Here is a 21,654-nt window from a genome sequence, read left to right as displayed (position 1 = left end):
AGTGATCTCTAAGTCAACGCCATCACGATGGCGTCGAGGTGCCCTGGCTGCCGCGGTGATCGTCGCGACTGCTGCTTGTTTGTTTGGATGTGGAGGAAGCGGAGTGACAGATACCACGCTGGAACAGGGCGCCACGGCGGCCATCCGAGTCGTCAAACGCGCGACGGCGAAGATTCCAGCCGACTGGATTCTCGAGAAGGGCCCTGAGCAGAACGACTATAACTATTGCGATGGCACCATCGACACGGGTTCCCGCGGGAGTGCCCAATGGTTGTATGGCTTCGCGTTCGACCTGACCCACGAGGTCCCGAACGCCCAGCTCCTGAGCCTGATGGAGCCGACCGGGAAGGAGTGGTCGCTGCTTGTCAAAGAGTCAAACGTTCAGGGAGGCACAGCCATGGATTATCGCTTCACCGATGGCCGAACACAGCTTTACATAACGCTGAACGGGGAGAGTTCAACTCGGCCCCGCGTTGGCGTTTCCGCATATGGGCAGTGCATCCGGAACGGCACTACAGGGCCCGGCACCTTCCCTACGCCGAATCCCGCCGACATATCTGAGTAGGGCGTGAATGCGGAGAACATCGATCGCGCTGGCTATTGCCGCACTCACCGCACTGAGCCTGACCGGATGCGGAGGAAGCGGAGTGACGGACACCACATTGCAAAAAGGCGCAATCGAGACAATAAGGGCCGTCAATAGCGCAACGGCGAAGATCCCAGAAGACTGGATACTCGCGAAGGATCCCGAGCATAACGACTACGGGTACTGCGACGGCACTATCGACAGAGGCCCCAATGGGAGTGCCTATTGGTCCTACGGATACGCCATCGACCTTGAACACGTGGTACCGAACGAAGAACTCCTCAATCTCATGACCCCCGGCAGCAAAGAATGGAAGCTCACTTCCACTGAGCCAAATGAGCAAGGGGGAACGGCCACGGACTATTACTTCTCCGACGGTCGAACCCGCCTGCACATAATGCTCAACGGAGAGAATACGAGCCGGCCTCGAGTCGGGGTAGGCGCCATCAGCACGTGCATCCGCAACGGAGACACCGGTCCCAACACGTTTCCCACTCCCAACCCTGCCGATTTCGCGGGGTAGTGCACGGTGTATTGAGTGTGCGTATGCAGGTGGCCGCTATGCCAACGCCATCACGATCGCAACAAGGTGTCCTGCGTGCCACCGTGATCATCGCGACTGCTGCTTGTTTGTCTGGATGTGGGGGAAGCGGAGTGACAGACACCACTTTGGAACAGGGCGCGACGGCGGCCATTCGAGTTGTCAAACGCGCGACGGCGAAGATTCCAGCTGACTGGATTCTAGAGAAAGGCCCAGAGCAGAACCACTACAACTATTGCGATGGCACCATCGACACAGGTCCCCGAGGGAGTGCCCAATGGTTGTATGGCTTCGCGTTCGACCTGACCCACGAGGTCCCGAACGGCCAGCTCCTGAGCGTGATGGAGCCGACCGGGAAGGAGTGGTCGCTGCTTCTCAAAGAGCCAAACGTTCAGGGGGGCACGGCCATGGACTATCGCTTCACCGACGGCCGGACACAGCTCTACATAACGCTCAACGGGGAGAGCTCAACTCGGCCACGCGTTGGCGTTTCCGCATATGGGCAGTGCATTCGGAATGGCGAGACGGGACCCGGCACCTTCCCTACGCCGAATCCGGCCGACATAACGGGATAGACGGGCACACGCTAGCGCGGAGTGCGCGGATGTCGTTCGTCCCAGCGCGCCTGGATCGGCGGGTACAGCGTCTCCAGAGCGGTCGGAAGAGCAGCCTTGATCGCGCGCGTCTCATCATCCGCGAGCACTTCCTCCGTGCCGGCCTCGATCGCCTCCACGGTCATCCGGGCTACCTCGGCCGGATCGAGTTTGGCCACGTGAACGCGCGCGGCCATCTCGGTGTCGATGAAGCCGGCATGCACCGCGACGACCAACGTTCCCTGGCTCCGGAGTTCAACCCGGATGCCGTTCGTCAGCGCCCAGGAGGCGGCCTTCGATGCCGCATAGGAACCCATGCCCGTCGGCGTGACCCAGCTCGCCGCCGACAGCATGTTCACGATCGCGCCGCCGCCGTTGCGTTCGAGCACCGGGGCGAAGGCGCGGCAGAGCGAGAGCATCCCGAAATAGTTGACGGCCATCTCGTCTCGTGCGCCGTCCGTACCGGCCGCGGCGATGAACGCGCTTGTCCGCATGACGCCGGCGTTGTTGATGAGGATGTCGACGTCGGCGCACCGAGCCGCCGCCGCCTCGACCTGTGCGGCATCCGTCACATCCAGCTGAACCGGGACCAGCCGGGGGTCGGATACCGATGAGGGGTCGCGCACGCCGGCATAGACGGTTCGCGCGCCCGCATCGAGAAGGGCGGATGCGAACGCACGCCCCAGGCCGCGGTTCGCTCCGGTCACCAGGGCGACGCTGCCGTCTATGCGCATCCCGAGCCTCCTTCGCCACCTGCGAGCCTACGCCGGCGTGATGCCAGACTGGAGGGATCACGACGTCAGGAGGGATGCTGGACCCCACCGACTACGCACAACTCGACGCCGTCGGACTCCGCGAGCTGATGGCGAACGGAGAGGTGAGCGCGGCAGAGGTCGAGGAGGCGGCAAGGGTCGCGCTCACGAGCGTGGCCGACGACCTCGGTGCGCTGACGCAGCCCCTCTTCGAGACGGCGCTTGCGCATGAGGCGGATGGCCCGCTCGGCGGTGTTCCGTTCGTCATCAAAGACAGCGGGCCGTTCGCTCGCGGCGTCCCGTTCGCCTTCGGCAGCCGGGCGATCCACGGTGTCGCCGACGCCGACCACGAACTCATGAGCCGCTTCCGTCGGGCTGGGCTCGCGGCTATCGGGCAGACGTGCGCGCCCGAGCTGGGGCTCAATTTCGCGACCGAATCCAGGCGATACGGCGTGACACGAAACCCATGGAATCGTGAACGGGGCGTCGGTGGCTCGAGTGGGGGAGCCGCCGCGCTCGTCGCATCGGGCGCCGTTCCGGTTGCCCACGGCAGTGACGGGGCAGGGTCGATCCGTATTCCCGCAGCCTGCTGCGGAGTCGTCGGGCTCAAACCGAGCCGCGGTACGACCACGTCGGGACCACCAGTGCGCGGCGGTCTGCCTATGGGAGTCGACTTCGCCGTCACTCGCACGGTGCGCGACACGGCCGTGCTCCTGGATGCCGCGGCCACGCCAGACACCATCCGATCGCCGGCTGGCCCCTACGCGAAGCTCGTCATTGTCGATCCGGGGCGGCTTCGCATCGGATTCGCAACCGAGTCCTGGGCAGGCGTCGATGTCGACGCCGAGATCGCAGCGGTCACCAGGGGTGTGGCTGACACGCTCGACTGGATCGGGCATGACGTCGCGGAGACGACGCCGGCGATCGATCAGCGCGAGGTCGTCGATGCACTGCTCCTCGCCATCCACGCAGCGGGCCGTGCCCTCCTCCTCGCCCCGCGACGGCCGGAGACGCGGCTGCTCGAGGCCGTCTCGAGGTCGATCGTCGCGGAGACGGCGGCGATGACGGATGAAGACGTGGACCGATTCGCACTCGGGCAGCGCCACGTGACCACCTCCGTCGAACGATCGTTCGACGGACTCGACCTGCTCGTGATGCCGGTGACCGCACAGCTTCCGCTCCGGCACGGAACGCTCGACTATGACGACCCGCGGTGGGCGGCGCGCACGTGGATCGAGCGCATCCTCGAGTATGGGCCGTTCACTGCAGCGTTCAATGTATCGGGGCATCCGGCCATCAGCCTCCCTCTCGGGCAGTCCCGGTCTGGAATGCCCATCGGCGTGCAGTTGGTCGCGCGAATCGCGCGGGAAGATCTCCTTGTGCAGGTCGCAGGCCAGCTCGAGCAGGCGATGCCGTGGGCCGGTCGGCAGCCACCGATCTTCGCCGGATGACGGGGGTCGGTCGTACAGTTCCATCGGAGGATGCCGAGCCTTCGGACGAAGAGGAGCAGTCGTGCCTGAGAGCGTGCAGCAGTGGTGGGCGCGCCGCCAGTGGACCAAAGGTATGGATGTTCCCTACCCGGTCGGTCGGTACCGCACGGACTGGGAGCGCTACCCGACCCTCATCCGCCAGTACCATCCCGACCTGAACTCGGGGATCGTCCTGAGCCAGGTACCCCCGGGCGCCGACGTCTATCTCGTCTGGGAGTGCGATTCCGGCCATCGGTTCGTGGCGACGCCCGAGGAGCAGCGCAGCAAGCCGGACGGGTCGCGACGGCGCTCGACCTGGTGCCCGGAGTGCGCTGCGCTCGCCCAGCGACGGCGGGCGCCGATGGGCGTCGTGCGTGAACCCGTCCCGGCTTTCGCCTGCGGGCATCCGCGCGATCCGCGCGCCATCGGCGACCTCGAGCCCGGCGAACGCTGCGCCCTGTGCCGAAGGCTCGGGGAGACGGGGCAGACGCGGGAGGCCCTCGCGGCGAAGGCAGTACCCGGTCGACGGCCGGAACTGCTCGCCGAGACACGCACAGACAGGCGGTACTCATGGATATGCAGCAAGGGTCATCCGTCGTTCGAGGCCAGCGTCGATTCCGTGCTTCGCGGACGCGGATGCCCCACGTGCAGGCACGCCGCCGCGGCGGCTGACCGCTATCCGGTCGGGGCCGGGTTCGTGAGCCCCTGGGCGCCGAAGCCGGCATCCGCGGTCGAGGCGAAACTCCGGCAGCGTCTGGGCCAGGTGCTCGAGGTCGACCTCAGCCTCAATGCGGTCAAGGTCGCGAAGCCGTTCTATTCGCATGTCGAAGTGTGGCCGGACATCGTCATCGACGAACTGAAGGTGGCCATCGAGTACGACACCACCGGTCGGGACGGCCTGGAGCATGTGGGGCGCCGTGAGTTGTCCGACAAGCGAAAAGACCGTCTCCTCCGGTCGGCCGGATGGGAGGTCATCCGCATCCGTTGTGGGAAACTACAGCCGATCGGCCCATACGACCTCACCACTTCAGGCGTGTCTGATGCGCTCGTCGGCAGGCTGCTCGACCGGCTCCGCGAGGTGCGGGGGGCGCTGATCGTCGATGCGTATCGGGCGCGGGCGGGCGTCGCGCAGAACCCGCGTTCCGTTGTGGAATCGACGGGTGCGCATGTCGGCGGTCGTCGGTAGCCTGAACCCAATTCGATGAACAAGGAGGCCCGATATGCCCACCCTTCTGAACCCCTACATCAGCTTTCGAGATACAGCGAAGCAGGCAATGGAGTTCTACCAGACCGTGTTCGGCGGTGAGCTCAATCTCAGCAGCTTCGGCGATTTCCAGGCCAGCGACGACCCGGCTGAGAAAGACAAGATCATGCACGGCCAGCTGACGTCGGCCACCGGTCTCATTCTCATGGGGGCCGACACGCCGAATCGCATGGACTACAACCCTGGCGACAACTTCTCGATCTCCCTGAGCGGTGACGACGAGGCCGAACTCCGCGGATACTGGGACAAGCTCGCGGTCGATGGAACGATCGCCCAACCGCTCGAGAAAGCGCCCTGGGGTGACAGCTTCGGCATGCTCACCGACAAGTTCGGCGTCTCCTGGCTCGTGAACATCGCGGGCCCCAAGCCATAGGAATTCTCCCCGACGGCTAGCGACCGACGATCACGCCTCGCGCGGCCAGGAAAGGTTGCGGGTCGATACGCTGGCCGTCGACCCGCACCTCGAAGTGCAGGTGACAACCCGTGGATGCGCCGGTCGTGCCGACGAGTGCGATCGGCTGACCGGCCACCACGGCTTCTCCGTTGTGCACGATCGTCCCGCCGTTCGCGATGTGAGCGTAAACGGTCTGGACGCCCTGCCCGTGGTCGATCATCACCCAGTTGCCGTATGAGCCGTTGGGGCCGGTGGCCACGATGGTCCCTGCGGCGGCCGCCACGATCCAGGTCGAGCATGCAGCGGCGATGTCGTCACCGTAGTGGAAAGGTCCAGTGCCCAGCGGGCGCGAAGGTCGAGGACCATAACCGTCGGTGATCGGTCCGCGGACTGGATCGACCCATACGGCGTGTCCCAGCCGACCATTGTCGATGAAATTCGGAAAGCGAGTGACCGTGCCGGTCGACGCGATCTGCAGTTGCACGGAGGCGAGGCTCGCCTCAGCCGAGTTGACGGCCGCCGAAGCCGTTGCCATGGCCTTCTTACTGCTGTCGACCGGAATCGAGCCAACCGCATCCTTCGCCTTGTCGGCCTGTGCCCGAAGCGCACGCGCAACCACTGCATCGTGTTCGGCGCGCGCAGCCACCTCGGACGGAGACTCGCTCGCCCGCGCCAGCTGATTCAGCGAGCCGAGTCGCTGCAACAGGTTGCCTCCGCCACCGCCGAAAATCGCTGCAAGGGGGTCGGCAGATGCGAGCGGGTCGCCGCCGACCCGTACCTCGCGCAGCAGCAGCCGCGCGGACGTCCTGGCATTCTGCTCGGCTGACTGTGCCTGCTTCTCGGCGCCCGTTGCGAGCGCCGTCGCCTGGTCGAACTCGCTCTTCGTCGCTGCGTAGCCGGCCGAGGCGTTGGCATAGTGTGCGCGCGCGTCGGCGACTTTCGAGGCCGTCGCGGCCAACTCAGCTTCGAATTGGGCAGCGACGGCACTGACCACGGGAGCCCCCGTCACGCCGGCACCGAACTTCGGAGCGCTTGCGCCTGGAGCGGTGGGCTCGTCGTCGGCAGTCGGATGCGGCTTCGGAGTGGGTTTCGACGTTGGCGCGGGAGTGGGGGAGGGGGTCGGGCTCGGAGTCGGCGTGGGGGTCGGCGTTGGGGTCGGGGTCGGCACCGTTGCCGGGTCGGTGGGACTCGGAGTGGAGCCGACCGGGTCCGGAGTCGCCGCCGGGTCAGGTGTCGGCGGAGTCGGCGACTCGCAACTGTCTCCGGTCGACGTGGAGCCGCCGCTGGGTGACGTGGTCGGGTCGGGAGAGCACGTTGCAGCACCCACGGCCGGATCAGCGAAACCGACCAAGCACAGGGAGACGATCGCGCACACCACTCCCGCGCGGCGAGGATACCCCCGTCGTGGAATCGTCAGTCCTTCTCGGCTGTTCTTCCGCGTGTGTGCCATCGGTGAACCATCCACCAGCCCCCGGTTGCGTCCGCTTCCTGGGAAACGGACGCCGTTTTGAGTCTTTCACCCCGCAATCGCGGGCACAAGGCCCGTTCGGGGGCGTCCAGCAACCCCGAGGATTCGAGGGGACGATCAGCCGAACCGCTCCCGCGCGGAGAGCGCAGCTCCGGCGGGGGAGTCGGCCGCCATCGCCCATCAGGTTCGGTGCTTGCGCTCGACGGGTCAGGCTGATACTCCAGCCTTATGCCGGACATCTTCCTCAGACGATTCGCCATCGCAATGCTGGTCGGCTACGCCCTTCAGTTCGCCGCCGGGATGGTGCTCAACCTTTTTGTGAAGATTCCGGATGTTCACCCGGGAACCTCGGGCGACGAGTACTTCAGCCGCTCGTTCACAAGTCTCGGATGGGCGTTGTCCGGCGCCGGAGGGCCGGCCCTGTTCGTTCATGCACTGCTCGGCTCCGTGCTCTTCGCAGGAGCCGTCGTATTGTTCGTCTCCAGCCTTGTGCGCCGGTCGCGGGGCTGGCGGTGGCCGACCGGTATCGCCGCGTTCTTCACGTTCGGCGCGTTCTTCAACGGCATGAGTTTCGTCGACTACGGGGAGGACTTCAGCTCCGCCATCATGGCCGGGTGCTGGCTGATCGCAACGGGCGCTGTCGTCTTCGCGCTCATCCGTGACGAGCGTCACGCCGTACCCGGAGCGAACCATCCTTCGTCCGAGAGCGGGGGCGCTCTGGAACGAACTGCGTAGCTCGGGGCGTCGCCGGCACCTCCAACTCACCGAAGCAGGGCCGTCATCGGTCGTGCGCTCCCGTCGTTGGCTGTCATCGGGGCCAGCCCCCACACGGATTCGATCGTCCGGAGCAGCGAGTAATGCGTGTACGACGCCGCCGAGACCGTGTGCAGGGCTGCCGCGGGGCCGGCGAAGACGCACACGACCAGATTGTCTGAGCCGTCACCTTCGTCGAACGTCACCACGAGCAAGGAACGCTGCCGGGTGAAAGCGGGGGAGTGGAGGATGTCCGGCACGGTCGCGCGGAGCCAGGCGTCGCCGGTCGCCACAGAGCAATCGTGCATGTCGTTGCACAGGTTCGGACTGATGAATGAGTAGTTCGGCAGTGAGGTCGGAGTCGCAAGGTCCGCGGAGAACTGGGTGAAGGGAACGACGTGCGTCGCGCAATAGGCAGGGTTGCGGGTGACACTGGGAAAGTAGAGAAACGGTACGTGCTTCACCGCGTAAAGGTTCGTGTTCTCGACCGAGCAGGCGGTGGGCATGCTCTCGGCATACATCTTCCAGGTGCGGCCCGAGCGATCGATCGCCTGCGCGATGTTCGGCCCCGTCACCAGGCAGGAGCCGCCGGGCGGATTGCAGTCGGTCGTGATGCCGGCGGTGGTCCCGCTCGTCATCGCGAGGTAGTTCGGCAGGCTCGGATGTGCGACAGCCGAGTACTGCGTGGCTGTCGCGTACTGGTGCGCGAGCGCATTCAGGTACGGCGCTGCGGGGTTGCCGACGACGGAGGTCGCGGTCTTGTTCTCATCGACGATGATGACCACGTGTTGAAGACCCTGGGTCTGAGCGGTTGTCGACGGTGATCCCGCCTGCCCGGACGTTGTCGAAACCGTCGACGAAGGTGTAGCCGATGCGGCTGTGGGAGTGCCTGACGTGCCGGCTCCCGTGCCGCCTCCACCTACGCCGGTGCAGCCGCCGAGTGCGAACGCGAGCAGGATGCCCGAACTCGCGATCGCCACGTACCGGGTCAGTGTCGACACATCAGTCGCGCCCCTGCCACGTCGCGATGTCGACTACGTTTCCTTCGGCGTCGATGAGCGACCACCACGCCGGGGCGTAGCGGTCGCCGAGAATGCGGCCGCCGGCCGCGAGCACGGCATCCACACGCGCCTGTGCCTGGTCATGTGGTACGGAGACATCGATATGGATGCGGTTGCGTGGTGCGACGTACCCCTTCTGCCAAAAGGAGACGGTCGGGCCGATGAGGTTGGGTTCGATCATGTCTGTGGGTCCGACGGGAACGTATCCGAGGGCCGCCCGCCAGAACGGCATCACGGCTGCCGGCTCTTCCGCGTCGAACGCCAGCTGCACGTGCTGCACGGCGGAAGGATCGGAAGTGAGACCGAGCTGCGCGGCGACCACCGAAATCCGCCGGGCGAGCTCGAGATCGAGGTCGCTGAGGCCGACACCCGGCGTGATGACCTGAACCGTCACCGTGTCGGGCCGCAGGTCGATGAGGGGGGAGTGGCCGACGGCATCCGCCACTTCTGCGACGGCGGCGACGAAGCGCGCGCCGGTTGCGAAATCGCCGGTTTCGTACAGGGTTTTCGCGCCCCAGAAGAGCGCACGCCATTCGGCGACGCCGTCAGTGGTCGAGAATTCAGCATCCGTGATCTGCTTTGCCATAGGCCGACGCTACCCTCCGACGTCACCCGGTTCCAGAGTGTGGTGACCACTGCATCCGATCGAGCAGGAATCGAGAAGCCGGATGCGGATGTCCCGAATAGCGTGTGCGGTATGACATCCATCGAATACGTCAGCCTCGAAGCTGATGACCCCACTGCAGCAGAAGAGTTCTACACCGCCGCCTTCGGGCTCGGCGCCCAGGTACGCGTGAAGGGCGCCGACGATACGACGTCGGGCTTCCGAGGGTTCACCCTCTCTCTCATCGTGTCGCAGCCGTCCACCGTCGGCGGCCTGATCGACTCCGCAGTAAAGGCGGGTGCTACGACGCTGAAGCCGGTCACGAAATCGTTGTGGGGCTTCGGCGGGGTCGTGCAGTCCCCGGATGGGTCGATCTGGAAAGTCGCGACATCCGCGAAGAAGGACAGCGGCCCTGCGACCCTCGCGGTCGACCAGATCGTTCTGCTGCTGGCTGTGGAGGACGTGGCGGAAAGCAAGCAGTTCTATGTCGGTCGCGGCTTCGCGGTCGGCAAGAGTTTCGGCAAATACGTCGAGTTCTCCACTCCGTCGAGTCCGGTCGGCCTCGGGCTTTACGCTCGTCGTGCGCTGGCCAAGGATGCCGGGGTCGCCCCCGAAGGCACGGGCTCCCACCGGATCGTCATCGGCAGCGAAGCCGGACCCTTCACCGACCCCGATGGCTTCGCGTGGGAGGCGGCTTCCTAGACCCGCAGGCTCCTTCAGGAAATGTCCGCCGGGATGAAGAGACCTTCGATCGGCTTGCCGAAGAGGCGGGAGATACGGAAGGCCAGCGGCAGGGACGGGTCGTACTTTCCTGTTTCGAGCGCGACGACAGTCTGACGCGACACCTCCAGTTGTTCGGCGAGCACCGCCTGGGTCCATCCCCGTTGCTCCCGTTCCGAACGGATCAGGTTCTCCATCAGGCGCTGGGAGCCCCCGTCATGCGGTTGGTCAACTGCCAGGCCAGAACTCCGATGACGGCCACGGGCCAGCCTGCATTCGGCACGGCGAAGCCAGCAGAGCTGAGAGTGCCCAGAGTGATCGCGGTGAAGATCGCGACGGAGAAACCTACCGCCAGTCCGGGAAAGAACAGCTTGACCTGGTACTCGTCCATCTGGCGCACGCGCAGCACGATGACGATCACGTTCCACACAAGAAAGACCAACGGCAGTACTGCCAGGACAATGCGCCACGGGCTGGTTCCATGACCCCACAGGTCCAGTGCGACGGAAGCGAGAATATAGGCGCCGACGCCCGACCACAGCCGTACCCGGAAGACGCGCCGTCGGCGGATTTCGATCGAGGATTCTCCGCCGGAGTCAAGGTCGCTTGTCATGGGTCGAGCGTAAGCGTGCCGAAGAGTCAAGTCAAGGAGACTTGTCATCAGACTGCATCCGTCCTCTCAAGGTCGAGGAGGGGATGAATCGGGTGCGGTATCGCTTACTTGACATAATGTGCATTATCAGCGCGACGGTCGCTGAAACGAGGGAAGCCCGCCGAGTCCCTGATCTGTCGATTCTGCCGCGTCGCGGTGCGTCCGCGACAAGCGAACCGACCCGAATCAGCGTCGAATCTTCCTCACCACGATCGGAGTAGGCAGTCACGGTTCTTGTAACACGGCGGCGAAACTGAGTGCGACCTGTGTAAGACAGCGCTATCGTCAGCTTTACATGCAGTCGAGCCAGACGGCTCACGGAGAAAGGTGCACATCATGACATCTGTTGATCCTCTTGATGCCGAGCCGAGCTACTTCGACCTCGATGCGCGAGACCTGACCAAATCGGCCATCAACGGCATCCGTGCCGCCTTCGCGGTAAGCGGAATCATTGCGCTCGTTTTCGGTATCGTCTTGCTCTTCTGGCCGGACCGCACCCTTTCGGTGCTCGCAATCTTCCTTGGAATCTATTTCCTTATCGCCGGTATCGTGCGCCTGGCGCTCGGTATCTTCAGCCGCGGCATCAGCGGCGGCCACCGCACCCTCGACATCCTGTTCGGGCTGTTGCTGGTCATCGCCGGAATCGTCGCGATCAGGAACTCGCAGACTGCTGCCGCGGCCCTGCTGATCCTGATCGTGGCCATCATCGGTATCGGATGGATCATCGAAGGTGTGATGGCGCTGGCTGAATCCGGGAGGTCGGCCTCGCGGGGCTGGGCGATCACGTTCGGCATCGTGAGCATTGTCGCCGGCATCGTCGTGCTGATCATTCCGGGATGGTCGGCGTTCTGGCTGCTTCTCATCACGGCGATCATCCTGATCGTCCTGGGAATCATCGGAATCGTGCGCGCGTTCACGTTCGGGCGCCAGGCCCTCAAGGACCTCGCAGCTCGGCCCAGGGTCGCGTAACCGTTCACTGAGGAATGCCCCGGTCAGGCTGACCGGGGCATTCCTCATTCTGCTGGGCTTACAGGAACTCAGCGCGTGTTCGACTCGCTCGGCAGATACCGTGCCCACCAGTCGAGGATGGCGTCGAACCGGTCACGTCGATGACGCGGCCTCCCGCTGCGGCTCAGCTCGTGGTCTTCGCCGGGGAACACGAGCAGCTCGGCGGCGACTCCCCTGCGCTTGAGCGCTGCGTAGTACCGTTCGGCCTGCCCGAGCGGGCAGCGCAGGTCGCTCGCAGAGTGCAGAACGAGGGTGGGTGTCTGTACGAGGTCGACGTGCGCCTGCGGGCTCTGTGCGCGCATCCGGTTGCTATCGGTACCGGTGTATTCATCGCTGAAGAAGCTGCCGATGTCGCTCGTTCCGATGAACGCTTCGGGGTCGAGATAGCCGCGTTCGACGATGGCGGCAGTGAACCTGTGGTCGTGCGAGGTCGCCCACGCGGTCAGGTAACCGCCGTAGGAGCCGCCCATGATTCCGAGTCGACCGCTGTCGAACGAAGGGTTGGCCGTGAGTGCGCCGTCGAGGTAGTCGAGCACGTCGGTGAGGTCGACGGTGCCCATCTGCTGGCGGATCACCCGGCCGTGCTCCTGGCCGTAGCCTGCCGAACCGCGCGGGTTGCACATGACGACCGCGTAGCCGGCATCCGCGTACACCTGCGCCTCGTCGAAGACGCGCACCGAATATTGCGCGAACGGCCCGCCGTGGATGTTCAGGAGGACCGGATGCGGGCCATCGCCCTGCGGCGCGACCACCCATCCGTGGATGTCGTACCCGTCGCGGGCTGTGACGACGAGTTCGCGCGCGGGAAGCACTCCGTTCGTGCGCAGGCGGGCCGAGAAGTCGGTGAGCTTGCGGAGGGCGCCGTTGTCGACCACGGCGACGTCGCCGTTGGTGGTCGCATCGGCGAAGCTCACCACGAGCGTGTCGCCGGCCGCTGCAGCCCCGGTGATCTCCCGTGTGCGGTCGGTCAGCTCGCGCAGCTCCCCCGACTGGCTCACGGCGACGAGCCGAAGCGCACCGCGGCTCCTGTCGCGCACCAGTACCGAGTCGTCTTCGTAGGCGACGATGTCGGATTCGGTGAGGTCGATCGTCTCCGGGTCTGTCAGCAGCCTGGGTTCGCCGCCGTCGGGGTCGATGACGTAGAGGGCGCCGTTCCTGGCGACGAAGTCGCGTCCGGTCGGGCCGACGTCCTGCGCCGTGAAGTACAGGGCCCCGTTCAATCCGTATGCCGCGTCGAGCATGGACCAGTGGCCGTACTCCCCCGTCAGGTTCGTCGGCGCCGCTCCCCTGCCATCGAGGCGGAGTGCGTAGACGTCAGACCGCAGGTCGTCGTCACTGCTTGTGTGCCGGGCCGAAACGAACGTCACGGTGCGACCGTCGGGTGAGAAGTCGATGGCGGAGTTGTCCCACTCCCCCGTCGTCAGCTGTTTCGGTTCGGCGACGGTCGGTGCGACGGTGGCAGCGCCTTCTGCTGTCGGCGCGCTCTGGACGACGGGCTCTCCCCAGACGTCGGGAACCGCGACGAGGAAGACGTGCGCTCGTCGGTCGGTGATGTAGCCCAGCCCGTTCGACTGATATTTCAGTGTGGTGATGTGCCTCGGGGGTTCCGCGTTCGCCTCCAAACCCTCGACGGTGCCATACCGCCCTGCTTCCGGAACGCGACTGACGAAGGCGAGCTGCGTTCCGTCGGGCGACCACGCGAACTCGCTCACGCCGAGCTTGCGGTCGGTGACCGGCACAGGTTCTCCGCCCGCAGCATCGACCACGTAGAGCTGGGCGGGCCCCTTCACGGGCGCGCGCAGGAAAGCGATGAGCCGGCCGTCGGGCGAAAATTTCGGGGCGGTGTCCCGGAATCCGCGGGTGAACCGTTTGGGGGCAGCATGTCCGCTCAGCTGGACTGTCCACAGCTGTCCGACGTAAGCGTCAGCACCCAGGTCGGGACGCGTCACCGAGACGACGGCGCGGCCTCCGTTCGGGTGGATGGTCGGGGCCGAGACCGCAGTGAGAAGGCCGAGGTCAGTTGCTTTCATCGTCCACCGGTACGAAATCGGAGGTGTCACCGACATAGCGGGTGTGGGATGCGGGCACCGGGTCGACGGCGGCCGAGGCGACCTCTGCAGCGAACTCGCTGACGTTGTACAGCTTGCCCGCGGCATCCTTTCGTGCACTGATCGCGCCCGGGTTCGCCCGCTCGAGCAGTGTGGCCGTGATGGTCCCCTCGATCATGTCTCCGGAGACGACCACGAATTCGATGCCCTCCTCGGTGAGCGAGGGGATGAGGGCACGGAGCTCGTCCTCGCCCGCGCGCTTGCTGAGGGCGACCGGTTCGTATTCCGGCATCGTCGGGGTCGTGCGGATGAAGTGGGCCTGGTGGCTCGTGACGAACACGATGCGGGATCCCGGCCCAAGCAGCGGGAGCGCCGCCGTGAGCACATTGACCTGCGCGTCACGGTTGAGCTGCATCGCGTAGTCGGCGGCCATGCCGGACTCCATGCCGCCCGATGCGTTCAGAACGAGGATGTCGAGACCGCCGAGTTCGGCCTTCACGGTGTCGAACATGGTGGCCACGGAGGCCGGGTCGGTCAGGTCGGCGCCGACCGTGATGGCCGTGCCGCCGGCCTCGCGGATGGAGTCGGCGAGCTTCACCGCCCGCGCCTCTTTGTTGCGGAAGTTGATGACGACGCGTGCACCGGCCTCCGCGAAATAGCGCACGGTGTCGGCGCCGATTCCGCGGGACGATCCCGTGACCAGGGCACGTCTGCCGTCGAGGGAGCCGGGGGCGAGCGGGTTGGACACGAAGGACTCCTCGAGATCGTCTGATGGCCCGCGGCGGCGGGTTTTTCCTCCCTGAGACTACCAAGTGGGTTCCGCGTCTGCCGCCGCAAAACTGATAGCGTCAGATCAGCCGAAGAAGGGAGCACAGATGGACCAGTTCGCCTGGATCGCCTGGCTCGTTCTCATCCTGATTTTCGTCATCATCGAGATGCTCACAGTCGATCTCGTGTTCCTGATGCTCGCCATCGGCAGCCTCGCCGGCCTGATCAGCGGGCTTTTCGGAGTGCCGTGGTGGCTTCAGCTCATCATCGCCGCCGTCGTGTCGGTCCTCCTCCTCTTCACGATCAGGCCACCGCTCCTGCGGGTGCTCAAGCGCGGCGGCGATCCCGCCAAGACGCTGGTGGATGCGCTGATCGGCATGTCCGGAACGGTCGTCTCCACGGTCACCCCCGCGGGTGGCCAGGTGAAGCTCGCCGTCGGCGAGACCTGGACCGCCCGGACCGCGCCCGGCACCCCCGATGTCGTCCCCGGCCAGCACGTCACTGTGGTGTCCATCGAGGGGGCGACCGCTGTGGTCGCGCCCGCTGAAAGGAGCGTCCATTGAACGCAACCCAACTCGTGGTGCAGATCATCGTCTTCGTGATCGTTGCCGTCATCGCGATATTTGTACTGGTTGCGCTGTTCAGGTCGATTCGCATCATCCCGCAGGCAACCGCGGGCGTCGTGGAGCGGCTGGGCAAGTATCACAAGACGCTTCTGCCCGGCCTGAACATCGTCGTCCCCTTCGTCGACCGGGTGCGCCCCCTCCTCGACATGCGCGAGCAGGTCGTATCGTTTCCGCCGCAGCCGGTGATCACCGAAGACAACCTGGTCGTGTCGATCGACACCGTCGTCTATTTCCAGGTCACGGATGCCCGGGCGGCGACCTACGAGATCGCCAACTACCTGGGCGCCGTCGAACAGCTCACCACCACGACCCTCCGCAACGTCGTCGGCGGCCTGAACCTCGAGCAGGCGCTGACGTCACGTGACGAGATCAACGGGCAGCTGCGCATCGTGCTCGACGAGGCCACCGGCAAATGGGGCATCCGAGTATCGCGCGTCGAGCTGAAGGCCATCGATCCGCCCCTGTCCATCCAGGACTCGATGGAGAAGCAGATGCGCGCAGAGCGTGACCGCCGCGCCGTCATCCTCACCGCAGAGGGCGGTAAGCAGTCGGAGATCCTGAACGCCGAAGGTCAGCGGCAGGCCGCCATTCTCAGCGCTGAAGGCTACGCCAAGGCGGCGGTGTTGCGTGCGGAAGGTGAAGCGAAGGCCATCACCACGGTGTTCAGCGCCATTCACGAAGGGCGCCCCGACAACCTGCTGCTCGCATACCAGTACCTGCAGACCCTGCCGAAGCTGGCCGAGGGTGCGGCGAACAAGCTGTGGATCATCCCGAGTGAGCTGACGGAAGCGCTGCAGGGCATCGGCCAGGCGTTCGGTGCGAAGGGTGCACCGGGTCCAGAGCCGGCGCCGCCTGCGCCGCCGGCCACCTCATCCGTCGCCGCTGCACCGACGGGCCCGCCCGCGGCGCCATCGGCTCCGAGCGCACCGGCATCACCGGCGGCACCCGAGACATCCGCGCCCGGCTCGCCCGGGACGGATGCCTAGGACTGCCCCTCCGAGTGTCCAGGGGTACGACGGCGACTTCTTCTCCACGTCGTACCCCCGGATCATCGCCCACCGGGGTCTCGCGCTCGATGCCCCGGAGAACACGCTCCTCGCCTTCCGGAAGGCGCTGAACGCGGGAGCGACGCACCTCGAGACGGATGTGCACGCGAGCGCCGACGGCGTCGCCGTCATCAGCCACGACCCAGACCTGAAGCGCCTGGTCGGGCGCGCAGTCGACATCGGGCAGCTGAGAATGCCCGACCTGTGCCGGATCGACCTCGGCGCCGGCCAGAGCTTCGTCTCCCTCGCCGAGGCGCTCGACTCCTTTCCACAGGCACGGTTCAACATCGACATCAAAGTCGATGCGGCCGGGCCCCCAGCCGTCGACGCGATCCGTGCGGCACGCGCGACCGGACGCGTGCTCATCACGTCGTTCGACGAGCGGCGGAGGCGGCGCACGGCGGATGCCCTTCCCGGCGTAGCGAGCAGCGCATCCGTCAGCCGTGTGCTCGGTTCCGTCGCCGGCGCCAAGCTCTCTCTCGCCGTGGTCGTCCGGCGCTCGCTGCGCGGACTCGTCGCCGTGCAGGTGCCAGAGCGGTCGCGCGGGCTTCGCCTGGTGACGCGTCGAACGGTCGAGGCCGTCCATGCGGCCGGACGCGAAGTCCACGTGTGGACTGTGAACGAACCGGCCGACATGATCCGCCTTCTCGACCTCGGTGTCGACGGCATCGTCACCGATCGCTGCGACGTGTTGAAGGGGGTCCTCGACTCGCGTATCTGAGAGCCTGCTGGGAAGAACTCGCAAACGGAAAGAGAAAACCCAGCTTGACGGTTTATAACTATGGATGCATCGCGAGAAGGAGACCACACAATGGCAGATCGCAGTTTGCGCGGAATGAGACTTGGCGCCCAGAGCTTACAGAGCGAAGAAGGCGTCGTGTACTCCCCGCGTTCCCGTTACACCTACCTGTGCGCACAGTGCGGCAAGGAGTCCGAGGTAATCTTCTCGGCAGAGGCCGAGGCACCGGAGACGTGGGAGTGCAAGCACTGCGGCCAGGAGGCGACCCTGCTCATCGGTGATGAGCCGGTTGTCGTCGACCGTTCCGACTCGAAAACGCCTCGCAGCCACTGGGACATGCTGCTCGAACGCCGCACCCGGGCCGAGCTCGAAGAGCTGCTCGAGGAGCGTCTTGCCTACCTGCGCGCACGTCGCGGCGAGCACAAGATCGGCGCCTGAGTCCGCTCAGCCGCAGCGCTCGCCTGACCGACGAAGCCGCTTCACACCGAGTGTGAGGCGGCTTTCTCCTTGTCCGGAGCCGGGACGCTGCGGGTCGCGCGCGTCTCGACTTTCGCCGTGCGGGGCCGCAGGGGACGCACCGCGAAGAATGCGATGACCAGGGCCGCGAGACCGAGACCGGAGACGAGCAGCTCGATCCCCCGGCTGAGCAGGGTCGCCGGCGTCGTCGTCGTGCCGAGGGGAACGTCGGCGATCATCGAACCGGCCTGGTAGGCCGGGATGCTCGCGATCGTGACTCCGGACGGGTCGACGATCTGGCTGCTGCCGACGGTGGAGATGTTCACCAGCGAGCGGCCGGCCTCGATGGCGCGGAGCCGGGCGATCGCCAGCTGCTGCATGTTCTCATCCGTGCGCCCGAAATCCGCGTTGTTGGTCTGGGCCAGGATGACCTGTGCGCCGCCGTGCATCATGTCGGTGAGGAGCTGATCGTCGACGATGTCGAAGCAGATCGAGATCCCCGCCTTCACCCCGTTGATGTCGAAGACGTTGTCGCGGGTGCCCGGGGTGTAGTCGCGCCCGATCAGGTCGATGAGCGACGGGGCGAACATGCGCCAGAACGCACGATCGGGCACGTACTCGCCGAACGGCACGGGATGCTTCTTGTCGTAGTAGTCGGTGACGCCTTTGCCCGGCTCCCAGAGGAGCGAGGTGTTGAAGTATTCGCGGTTGCGGTAGGTGATCGTCCCGATCACGAACGGCGCGTTCATGCGCGTGGCCAGGTCGTCGATCGTGTTGGCCGAATCCTGGTCCCTGGTCGGGTCGATGTCCGCCGAACCCTCGGGCCAGACGACCATGTCGGCCTTCTCGTCGATGATCTTCTCGGTGGCCGCGACCTGCGTCGCCATCACATCGCCGGGGGCGGCGTATTGGAAGTAGCCCGCCGGTCCGTTGCCCTGTACAGCGGCGACGCGGGTCGTTCCGTGTGTGGTGGCCGGCCAGGCCGGGATGACCAGCACGAGCGCGATGGCGCCGACGGCGATCGCCACACGCCATACACGCCGTACCTGCCACTCGAACGCACACTCCATCACAAGGGCGACCAACCACACGATCACGAACGTGAGGCCGGACATCCCGAACCACGCGACGAGCGGAGCGAACGGGCTCTGCGACTGCGACTCGGCGACACGGCCCCACGAGAACCCGCCGTACGGCCAGTTGCCTGCCACGAATTCGCGCAGTGTCCACAGCCCGGCGACCACGACGGGAAGCAGGCCCAGCCGGCCGGGTTTCGTCGGCCACGCGACCGGGAGCCAGCGGTAGGCCAGCGTGATCAGCAGGGAGCCGAGCCCGAAGAAGAGCGCTTCGAGGGTCGAGAGGGCGATCCACGGCACGGGCCCGAGGTAAAGAGCGGTCCACTGCACGTGGAACAGATAGAAGGTCAGCCCCGCGACGAAGCCGACGAGCAGTGAGCTGCGCGTGCTCCTCCCCCGCAGGCTCCACAGGATCATCCCGACGCCGACGAACGCCAGCGGCCACCAGTCGCGGTCGGGGAAACCCGCATCGAGGACGGGCCCTGCGCCGGCAGCGATGATCAGCGCCAGCCAGAGGGGAAGCGGCGCGCGCACGGCAGGACTCACGACGTGAGAGCTTAGGGCATCCGTGTGGGTGCGCGCCGACAGCCGGCTAGGCAACAGATGAATACGCCACGATGCCGCGGCGGATCGACTCGAGCGCCTGCCGCGCGGTGCGGCCGACGGGACCCTGTGCGACCAGGGACAACTGGTCGAGGAGGTCGATGGTCTGTTTCGTCCAGCGCACGAAGTCCCCGGCCGCCATGTCGGCATCCTCCAGCACCTTGTTGAGGCTCCCGCCGCGCGCCCAGCCGTGCATCGCGAGGGACAAACCGGTGGCGATCGGCTCGCTCCCCGGCAGCCGGTGGGCACGCTCGAGATCGTCGAGCACGCTCCACAGTTCGGTGGTCTTCTCCAGTGCCGGACGGAACGCGCCCTTCGGCAGGTAGCGGTCCGAGACGAGGCCTTCGTCGCGACGCGGCTCGAACACCAGAGCGCACGCCATCGCCGCCAGGCTCGGCGCGTCGAGCTGGTTCCACACGTTGCGGCGGAGGCACTCGGCGACGAGCAGGTCGCGCTCGCCGTAGATGCGCTTCAAAGTCGCACCGTGAACCGTCAGCGATGTGCCGCCATCGTCGTCGATGCTGAGGTAACCGCGGTCGACGAGTACGTCGGTGACGCGATCGAAGACCTTTGCCACAGCACCGGTGCGGGAACGGATCTGCTGGCTGAGCGCATCCGTCTCCCGCTTCAGCTTCCACCAGCGCTCCGCCCACCGGGCGTGCTGCTCGCGCTCCGGGCAGCGGTGGCACGGATGATCCTTCATGCGCTTGCGCAGAGCGTTCAGCTGTCGCTGGCGCTTCTCCCGCTCGCCCCGGCTCACGCCGTCGAGCCGCGCACCCTGGCGCTCCAGGTCGCTCAGCTGACGCCGGATCGCCGAATACTCCTTGAAGTCACCGAGGTGGCACGACATCGCCTGCTCGTAACCGGCGAGCGACTCCTCCTGCTGCCGCACCTTTCGGGCGAGGTCGACGACCGCACGGTCGGCCTGGAACTGTGCGAACGACGACTCCAGGATCTCGCGGGTGCGCTCGCGGCCGAACTGGTCGATGAGGTTCACGGCCATGTTGTAGGTCGGGCGGAAGCTCGAATTGAGCGGGTAGCTCCGACGCGAGGCGAGTGAGGCGACCGACTGCGGGTCGAGCCCGTCCTGCCACTGGATCACCGAATGGCCTTCGACGTCGATGCCGCGGCGCCCGGCGCGCCCCGTCAGCTGGGTGTACTCCCCCGGCGTGATCGGCACGCGGGCCTCGCCGTTGAATTTCTCGAGCTTCTCCAGCACGACCGTGCGTGCCGGCATGTTGATGCCGAGGGCCAGGGTCTCCGTCGCGAACACGACCTTCACCAGCTTGCGACGGAACAGCTCCTCCACGACCTCCTTGAACGCGGGCAGCATGCCGGCGTGGTGGGCGGCGACACCCCGTTCGAGGCCTTCGAGCCACTCCCAGTAGCCGAGTACGGCGAGGTCCTCGTCGAGCAGTGTCCGGCAGCGTTCTTCGACGATCGCGCGGATCTCATCGCGCTCGTGCGACTCGGTGAGCCGTACGCCCGCCCGCAGAACCTGGCGCACTGCCTGGTCGCAGCCGACCCGGCTGAAGATGAAGAAGATCGCGGGAAGAAGGTTGCGTTCCTGGAGCAGGTCGACGAGGTCGGCACGGTCCATGCGGAAGGACTCAGGGCGACCGCCTTTGGAGTGGTAGCGGCCCACATCCTTCATCTGGCGCGAGCTGAGCGTGCGGCCGCCGTACCGGGCCATCTGCACGAGTTCGGGATTCACACGGTTCGTCGCGGCGAGGCCCGACGAATCGAAGAGGTCGATCAGTTTGGTACGCATCAGGATGTGCTGCTCGAGGGGCACCGGCCGCTCCTCGGAGACCACGACGTCGGTCTCGCCGCGCACTGCCTGCAGCCAGTCGCCGAACTCTTCCGCATTCGAGACGGTGGCGCTGAGCGACACCATGCGCACGGACTGTGGGAGGTGGATGATGACCTCCTCCCACACGGCCCCGCGGAACCGGTCGGCGAGGTAGTGAACCTCATCCATGACGACGTAGGCGAGATCGGCCAGCAGGTCGGAGTCGGCGTACAGCATGTTGCGAAGTACCTCGGTCGTCATCACGACGATCCGGGCGTGGGAGTTGATGTTGGTGTCGCCGGTCAGAAGGCCGACGTTCTCCGGACCGTACTCGGCCGCGAGCTCCTGGAACTTCTGGTTGCTCAGCGCCTTCATGGGCGCGGTGTAGAACACCTTGGCGTGGGACTCCTGCATGGCCAGGAAGACGGCGAACTCGGCGACGATCGTCTTGCCCGCGCCGGTCGGGGCAGCGACCAGCACGCTTCGCCCGTTCTCGAGGCTCGCGCAGGCCTCCCGCTGGAACGGGTCGAGCTCGAACCGCAGGCGGTTGCGGAACGCCTCGAGCTTCGGCTGGGTGGCGCGCGACCGCGATGCAGCGTAGCGCTCGGCCGGGGAGAGCTGGTCGGTCACCGTCC

23 protein-coding genes are annotated in these 21,654 nt (G+C 66.0%); 13 read left to right on the top strand and 10 right to left on the bottom strand.

Translation table 11 applies throughout. The features are described 5' to 3' along the window. Positions 1–103 precede the first annotated feature (103 nt). From ACPPVQ_RS11795 to ACPPVQ_RS11785, 3 genes are all read left to right on the top strand, one after another. Complete coding sequence (locus ACPPVQ_RS11795) at positions 104–565, top strand: hypothetical protein (RefSeq protein ID WP_426515285.1); 462 nt, start codon at positions 104–106, stop codon at positions 563–565. 82 nt (positions 566–647) lie between these two features. Next, positions 648–1,109, top strand: a complete 462-nt coding sequence (locus ACPPVQ_RS11790) for a hypothetical protein (protein WP_426515283.1) — start codon at positions 648–650, stop codon at positions 1,107–1,109. A gap of 131 nt (positions 1,110–1,240) precedes the next feature. After that, on the top strand, positions 1,241–1,702 hold the full coding sequence (locus ACPPVQ_RS11785) for a hypothetical protein (RefSeq protein WP_426515282.1): 462 nt from the start codon (positions 1,241–1,243) through the stop codon (positions 1,700–1,702). 11 nt (positions 1,703–1,713) lie between these two features. On the opposite strand, the gene ACPPVQ_RS11780 is transcribed toward ACPPVQ_RS11785, so the two are convergent. Further along, positions 1,714–2,454 carry an SDR family oxidoreductase gene (locus ACPPVQ_RS11780; RefSeq protein WP_426515281.1) on the bottom strand — a complete coding sequence of 247 codons (741 nt, stop codon included), beginning with the start codon at positions 2,452–2,454 and terminating at the stop codon, positions 1,714–1,716. 74 nt (positions 2,455–2,528) lie between these two features. Between ACPPVQ_RS11780 and ACPPVQ_RS11775 the strand changes: the two genes are divergently transcribed. From ACPPVQ_RS11775 to ACPPVQ_RS11765, 3 genes are all read left to right on the top strand, one after another. Further along, positions 2,529–3,923 (top strand): amidase, encoded by a 1,395-nt coding sequence (locus tag ACPPVQ_RS11775; RefSeq protein WP_426515280.1) that lies wholly within the window; start codon positions 2,529–2,531, stop codon positions 3,921–3,923. 61 nt (positions 3,924–3,984) lie between these two features. After that, on the top strand, positions 3,985–5,127 hold the full coding sequence (locus ACPPVQ_RS11770) for a zinc-ribbon domain-containing protein (RefSeq protein WP_426515279.1): 1,143 nt from the start codon (positions 3,985–3,987) through the stop codon (positions 5,125–5,127). A 34-nt stretch (positions 5,128–5,161) separates the two neighbouring features. Next, complete coding sequence (locus ACPPVQ_RS11765) at positions 5,162–5,578, top strand: VOC family protein (protein WP_426515278.1); 417 nt, start codon at positions 5,162–5,164, stop codon at positions 5,576–5,578. A 16-nt stretch (positions 5,579–5,594) separates the two neighbouring features. Here ACPPVQ_RS11765 and ACPPVQ_RS11760 read toward each other — a convergent pair whose 3' ends face one another. After that, positions 5,595–6,926: a peptidoglycan DD-metalloendopeptidase family protein gene (locus ACPPVQ_RS11760; RefSeq protein ID WP_426515277.1), complete on the bottom strand. Its 1,332-nt coding sequence runs from the start codon at positions 6,924–6,926 to the stop codon at positions 5,595–5,597. Between the two features lie 369 nt (positions 6,927–7,295). Between ACPPVQ_RS11760 and ACPPVQ_RS11755 the strand changes: the two genes are divergently transcribed. Beyond that, positions 7,296–7,802, top strand: coding sequence for a hypothetical protein (locus ACPPVQ_RS11755; protein WP_426515276.1), 507 nt, complete (start codon positions 7,296–7,298; stop codon positions 7,800–7,802). 26 nt (positions 7,803–7,828) lie between these two features. On the opposite strand, the gene ACPPVQ_RS11750 is transcribed toward ACPPVQ_RS11755, so the two are convergent. Both ACPPVQ_RS11750 and ACPPVQ_RS11745 read right to left on the bottom strand, forming a co-directional pair. Further along, positions 7,829–8,821 (bottom strand): alkaline phosphatase family protein, encoded by a 993-nt coding sequence (locus tag ACPPVQ_RS11750; protein ID WP_426515275.1) that lies wholly within the window; start codon positions 8,819–8,821, stop codon positions 7,829–7,831. Between the two features lies 1 nt (position 8,822). Continuing rightward, entirely contained in the window at positions 8,823–9,467 is a 645-nt protein-coding gene (locus ACPPVQ_RS11745; protein WP_426515274.1) for a VOC family protein, read from the bottom strand. Positions 9,468–9,578: 111 nt separating this feature from the next. Here ACPPVQ_RS11745 and ACPPVQ_RS11740 point away from each other — a divergent pair, with 111 nt between their 5' ends. Beyond that, positions 9,579–10,187, top strand: a complete 609-nt coding sequence (locus tag ACPPVQ_RS11740) for a glyoxalase (RefSeq protein WP_426515273.1) — start codon at positions 9,579–9,581, stop codon at positions 10,185–10,187. Between the two features lie 14 nt (positions 10,188–10,201). Here ACPPVQ_RS11740 and ACPPVQ_RS11735 read toward each other — a convergent pair whose 3' ends face one another. After that, positions 10,202–10,402: a helix-turn-helix transcriptional regulator gene (locus tag ACPPVQ_RS11735; RefSeq protein WP_426515272.1), complete on the bottom strand. Its 201-nt coding sequence runs from the start codon at positions 10,400–10,402 to the stop codon at positions 10,202–10,204. Next, positions 10,402–10,818 (bottom strand): hypothetical protein, encoded by a 417-nt coding sequence (locus tag ACPPVQ_RS11730; RefSeq protein WP_426515271.1) that lies wholly within the window; start codon positions 10,816–10,818, stop codon positions 10,402–10,404. Before ACPPVQ_RS11730 ends, ACPPVQ_RS11735 begins: the two co-directional genes overlap by 1 nt. A gap of 375 nt (positions 10,819–11,193) precedes the next feature. Here ACPPVQ_RS11730 and ACPPVQ_RS11725 point away from each other — a divergent pair, with 375 nt between their 5' ends. Continuing rightward, positions 11,194–11,826 carry an HdeD family acid-resistance protein gene (locus ACPPVQ_RS11725; protein WP_426515270.1) on the top strand — a complete coding sequence of 211 codons (633 nt, stop codon included), beginning with the start codon at positions 11,194–11,196 and terminating at the stop codon, positions 11,824–11,826. 68 nt (positions 11,827–11,894) lie between these two features. Here ACPPVQ_RS11725 and ACPPVQ_RS11720 read toward each other — a convergent pair whose 3' ends face one another. Further along, on the bottom strand, positions 11,895–13,895 hold the full coding sequence (locus ACPPVQ_RS11720; RefSeq protein ID WP_426515269.1) for a S9 family peptidase: 2,001 nt from the start codon (positions 13,893–13,895) through the stop codon (positions 11,895–11,897). Further along, complete coding sequence (locus ACPPVQ_RS11715; protein WP_426515268.1) at positions 13,882–14,661, bottom strand: SDR family oxidoreductase; 780 nt, start codon at positions 14,659–14,661, stop codon at positions 13,882–13,884. The genes ACPPVQ_RS11720 and ACPPVQ_RS11715 overlap by 14 nt, the downstream gene beginning before the upstream one ends. 127 nt (positions 14,662–14,788) lie before the next feature. Here ACPPVQ_RS11715 and ACPPVQ_RS11710 point away from each other — a divergent pair, with 127 nt between their 5' ends. From ACPPVQ_RS11710 to ACPPVQ_RS11695, 4 genes are all read left to right on the top strand, one after another. Next, positions 14,789–15,244: an NfeD family protein gene (locus ACPPVQ_RS11710; protein WP_426515267.1), complete on the top strand. Its 456-nt coding sequence runs from the start codon at positions 14,789–14,791 to the stop codon at positions 15,242–15,244. Beyond that, positions 15,241–16,293 (top strand): SPFH domain-containing protein, encoded by a 1,053-nt coding sequence (locus tag ACPPVQ_RS11705; protein WP_426515266.1) that lies wholly within the window; start codon positions 15,241–15,243, stop codon positions 16,291–16,293. Before ACPPVQ_RS11710 ends, ACPPVQ_RS11705 begins: the two co-directional genes overlap by 4 nt. Continuing rightward, the gene (locus ACPPVQ_RS11700; protein ID WP_426515265.1) at positions 16,286–17,074 is read left to right on the top strand and encodes a glycerophosphodiester phosphodiesterase family protein; all 789 of its coding nucleotides are present in this window, start codon (positions 16,286–16,288) and stop codon (positions 17,072–17,074) included. Before ACPPVQ_RS11705 ends, ACPPVQ_RS11700 begins: the two co-directional genes overlap by 8 nt. A 90-nt stretch (positions 17,075–17,164) precedes the next feature. Further along, positions 17,165–17,530, top strand: coding sequence for an RNA polymerase-binding protein RbpA (locus ACPPVQ_RS11695; RefSeq protein WP_426515264.1), 366 nt, complete (start codon positions 17,165–17,167; stop codon positions 17,528–17,530). Between the two features lie 41 nt (positions 17,531–17,571). Here ACPPVQ_RS11695 and lnt read toward each other — a convergent pair whose 3' ends face one another. Both lnt and ACPPVQ_RS11685 read right to left on the bottom strand, forming a co-directional pair. Next, entirely contained in the window at positions 17,572–19,170 is a 1,599-nt protein-coding gene (gene lnt / locus ACPPVQ_RS11690; protein ID WP_426515263.1) for an apolipoprotein N-acyltransferase, read from the bottom strand. A gap of 46 nt (positions 19,171–19,216) precedes the next feature. Next, positions 19,217–21,649, bottom strand: a complete 2,433-nt coding sequence (locus ACPPVQ_RS11685) for a DEAD/DEAH box helicase (protein ID WP_426515262.1) — start codon at positions 21,647–21,649, stop codon at positions 19,217–19,219. Positions 21,650–21,654 lie beyond the last annotated feature (5 nt).

It is taken from the genome of Leifsonia sp. McL0618 (genome assembly GCF_049994905.1).
In the GTDB taxonomy this organism is placed as follows: domain Bacteria; phylum Actinomycetota; class Actinomycetes; order Actinomycetales; family Microbacteriaceae; genus Diaminobutyricibacter.
Note: the sequence above shows the minus strand (reverse complement) of the source record. Positions and strands in the feature narration are given on the sequence as shown.

Coding starts and splice junctions, on each gene's coding strand:
- ACPPVQ_RS11780 (WP_426515281.1), bottom strand. CDS start 2,454: ATGCGCATAGACGGCAGCGTCGCCCTGGTGACCGGAGCGAACCGCGGC.
- ACPPVQ_RS11775 (WP_426515280.1), top strand. CDS start 2,529: ATGCTGGACCCCACCGACTACGCACAACTCGACGCCGTCGGACTCCGC.
- ACPPVQ_RS11765 (WP_426515278.1), top strand. CDS start 5,162: ATGCCCACCCTTCTGAACCCCTACATCAGCTTTCGAGATACAGCGAAG.
- ACPPVQ_RS11755 (WP_426515276.1), top strand. CDS start 7,296: ATGCCGGACATCTTCCTCAGACGATTCGCCATCGCAATGCTGGTCGGC.
- ACPPVQ_RS11745 (WP_426515274.1), bottom strand. CDS start 9,467: ATGGCAAAGCAGATCACGGATGCTGAATTCTCGACCACTGACGGCGTC.
- ACPPVQ_RS11740 (WP_426515273.1), top strand. CDS start 9,579: ATGACATCCATCGAATACGTCAGCCTCGAAGCTGATGACCCCACTGCA.
- ACPPVQ_RS11735 (WP_426515272.1), bottom strand. CDS start 10,402: ATGGAGAACCTGATCCGTTCGGAACGGGAGCAACGGGGATGGACCCAG.
- ACPPVQ_RS11730 (WP_426515271.1), bottom strand. CDS start 10,818: ATGACAAGCGACCTTGACTCCGGCGGAGAATCCTCGATCGAAATCCGC.
- ACPPVQ_RS11725 (WP_426515270.1), top strand. CDS start 11,194: ATGACATCTGTTGATCCTCTTGATGCCGAGCCGAGCTACTTCGACCTC.
- ACPPVQ_RS11720 (WP_426515269.1), bottom strand. CDS start 13,895: ATGAAAGCAACTGACCTCGGCCTTCTCACTGCGGTCTCGGCCCCGACC.
- ACPPVQ_RS11710 (WP_426515267.1), top strand. CDS start 14,789: ATGGACCAGTTCGCCTGGATCGCCTGGCTCGTTCTCATCCTGATTTTC.
- ACPPVQ_RS11700 (WP_426515265.1), top strand. CDS start 16,286: ATGCCTAGGACTGCCCCTCCGAGTGTCCAGGGGTACGACGGCGACTTC.
- ACPPVQ_RS11695 (WP_426515264.1), top strand. CDS start 17,165: ATGGCAGATCGCAGTTTGCGCGGAATGAGACTTGGCGCCCAGAGCTTA.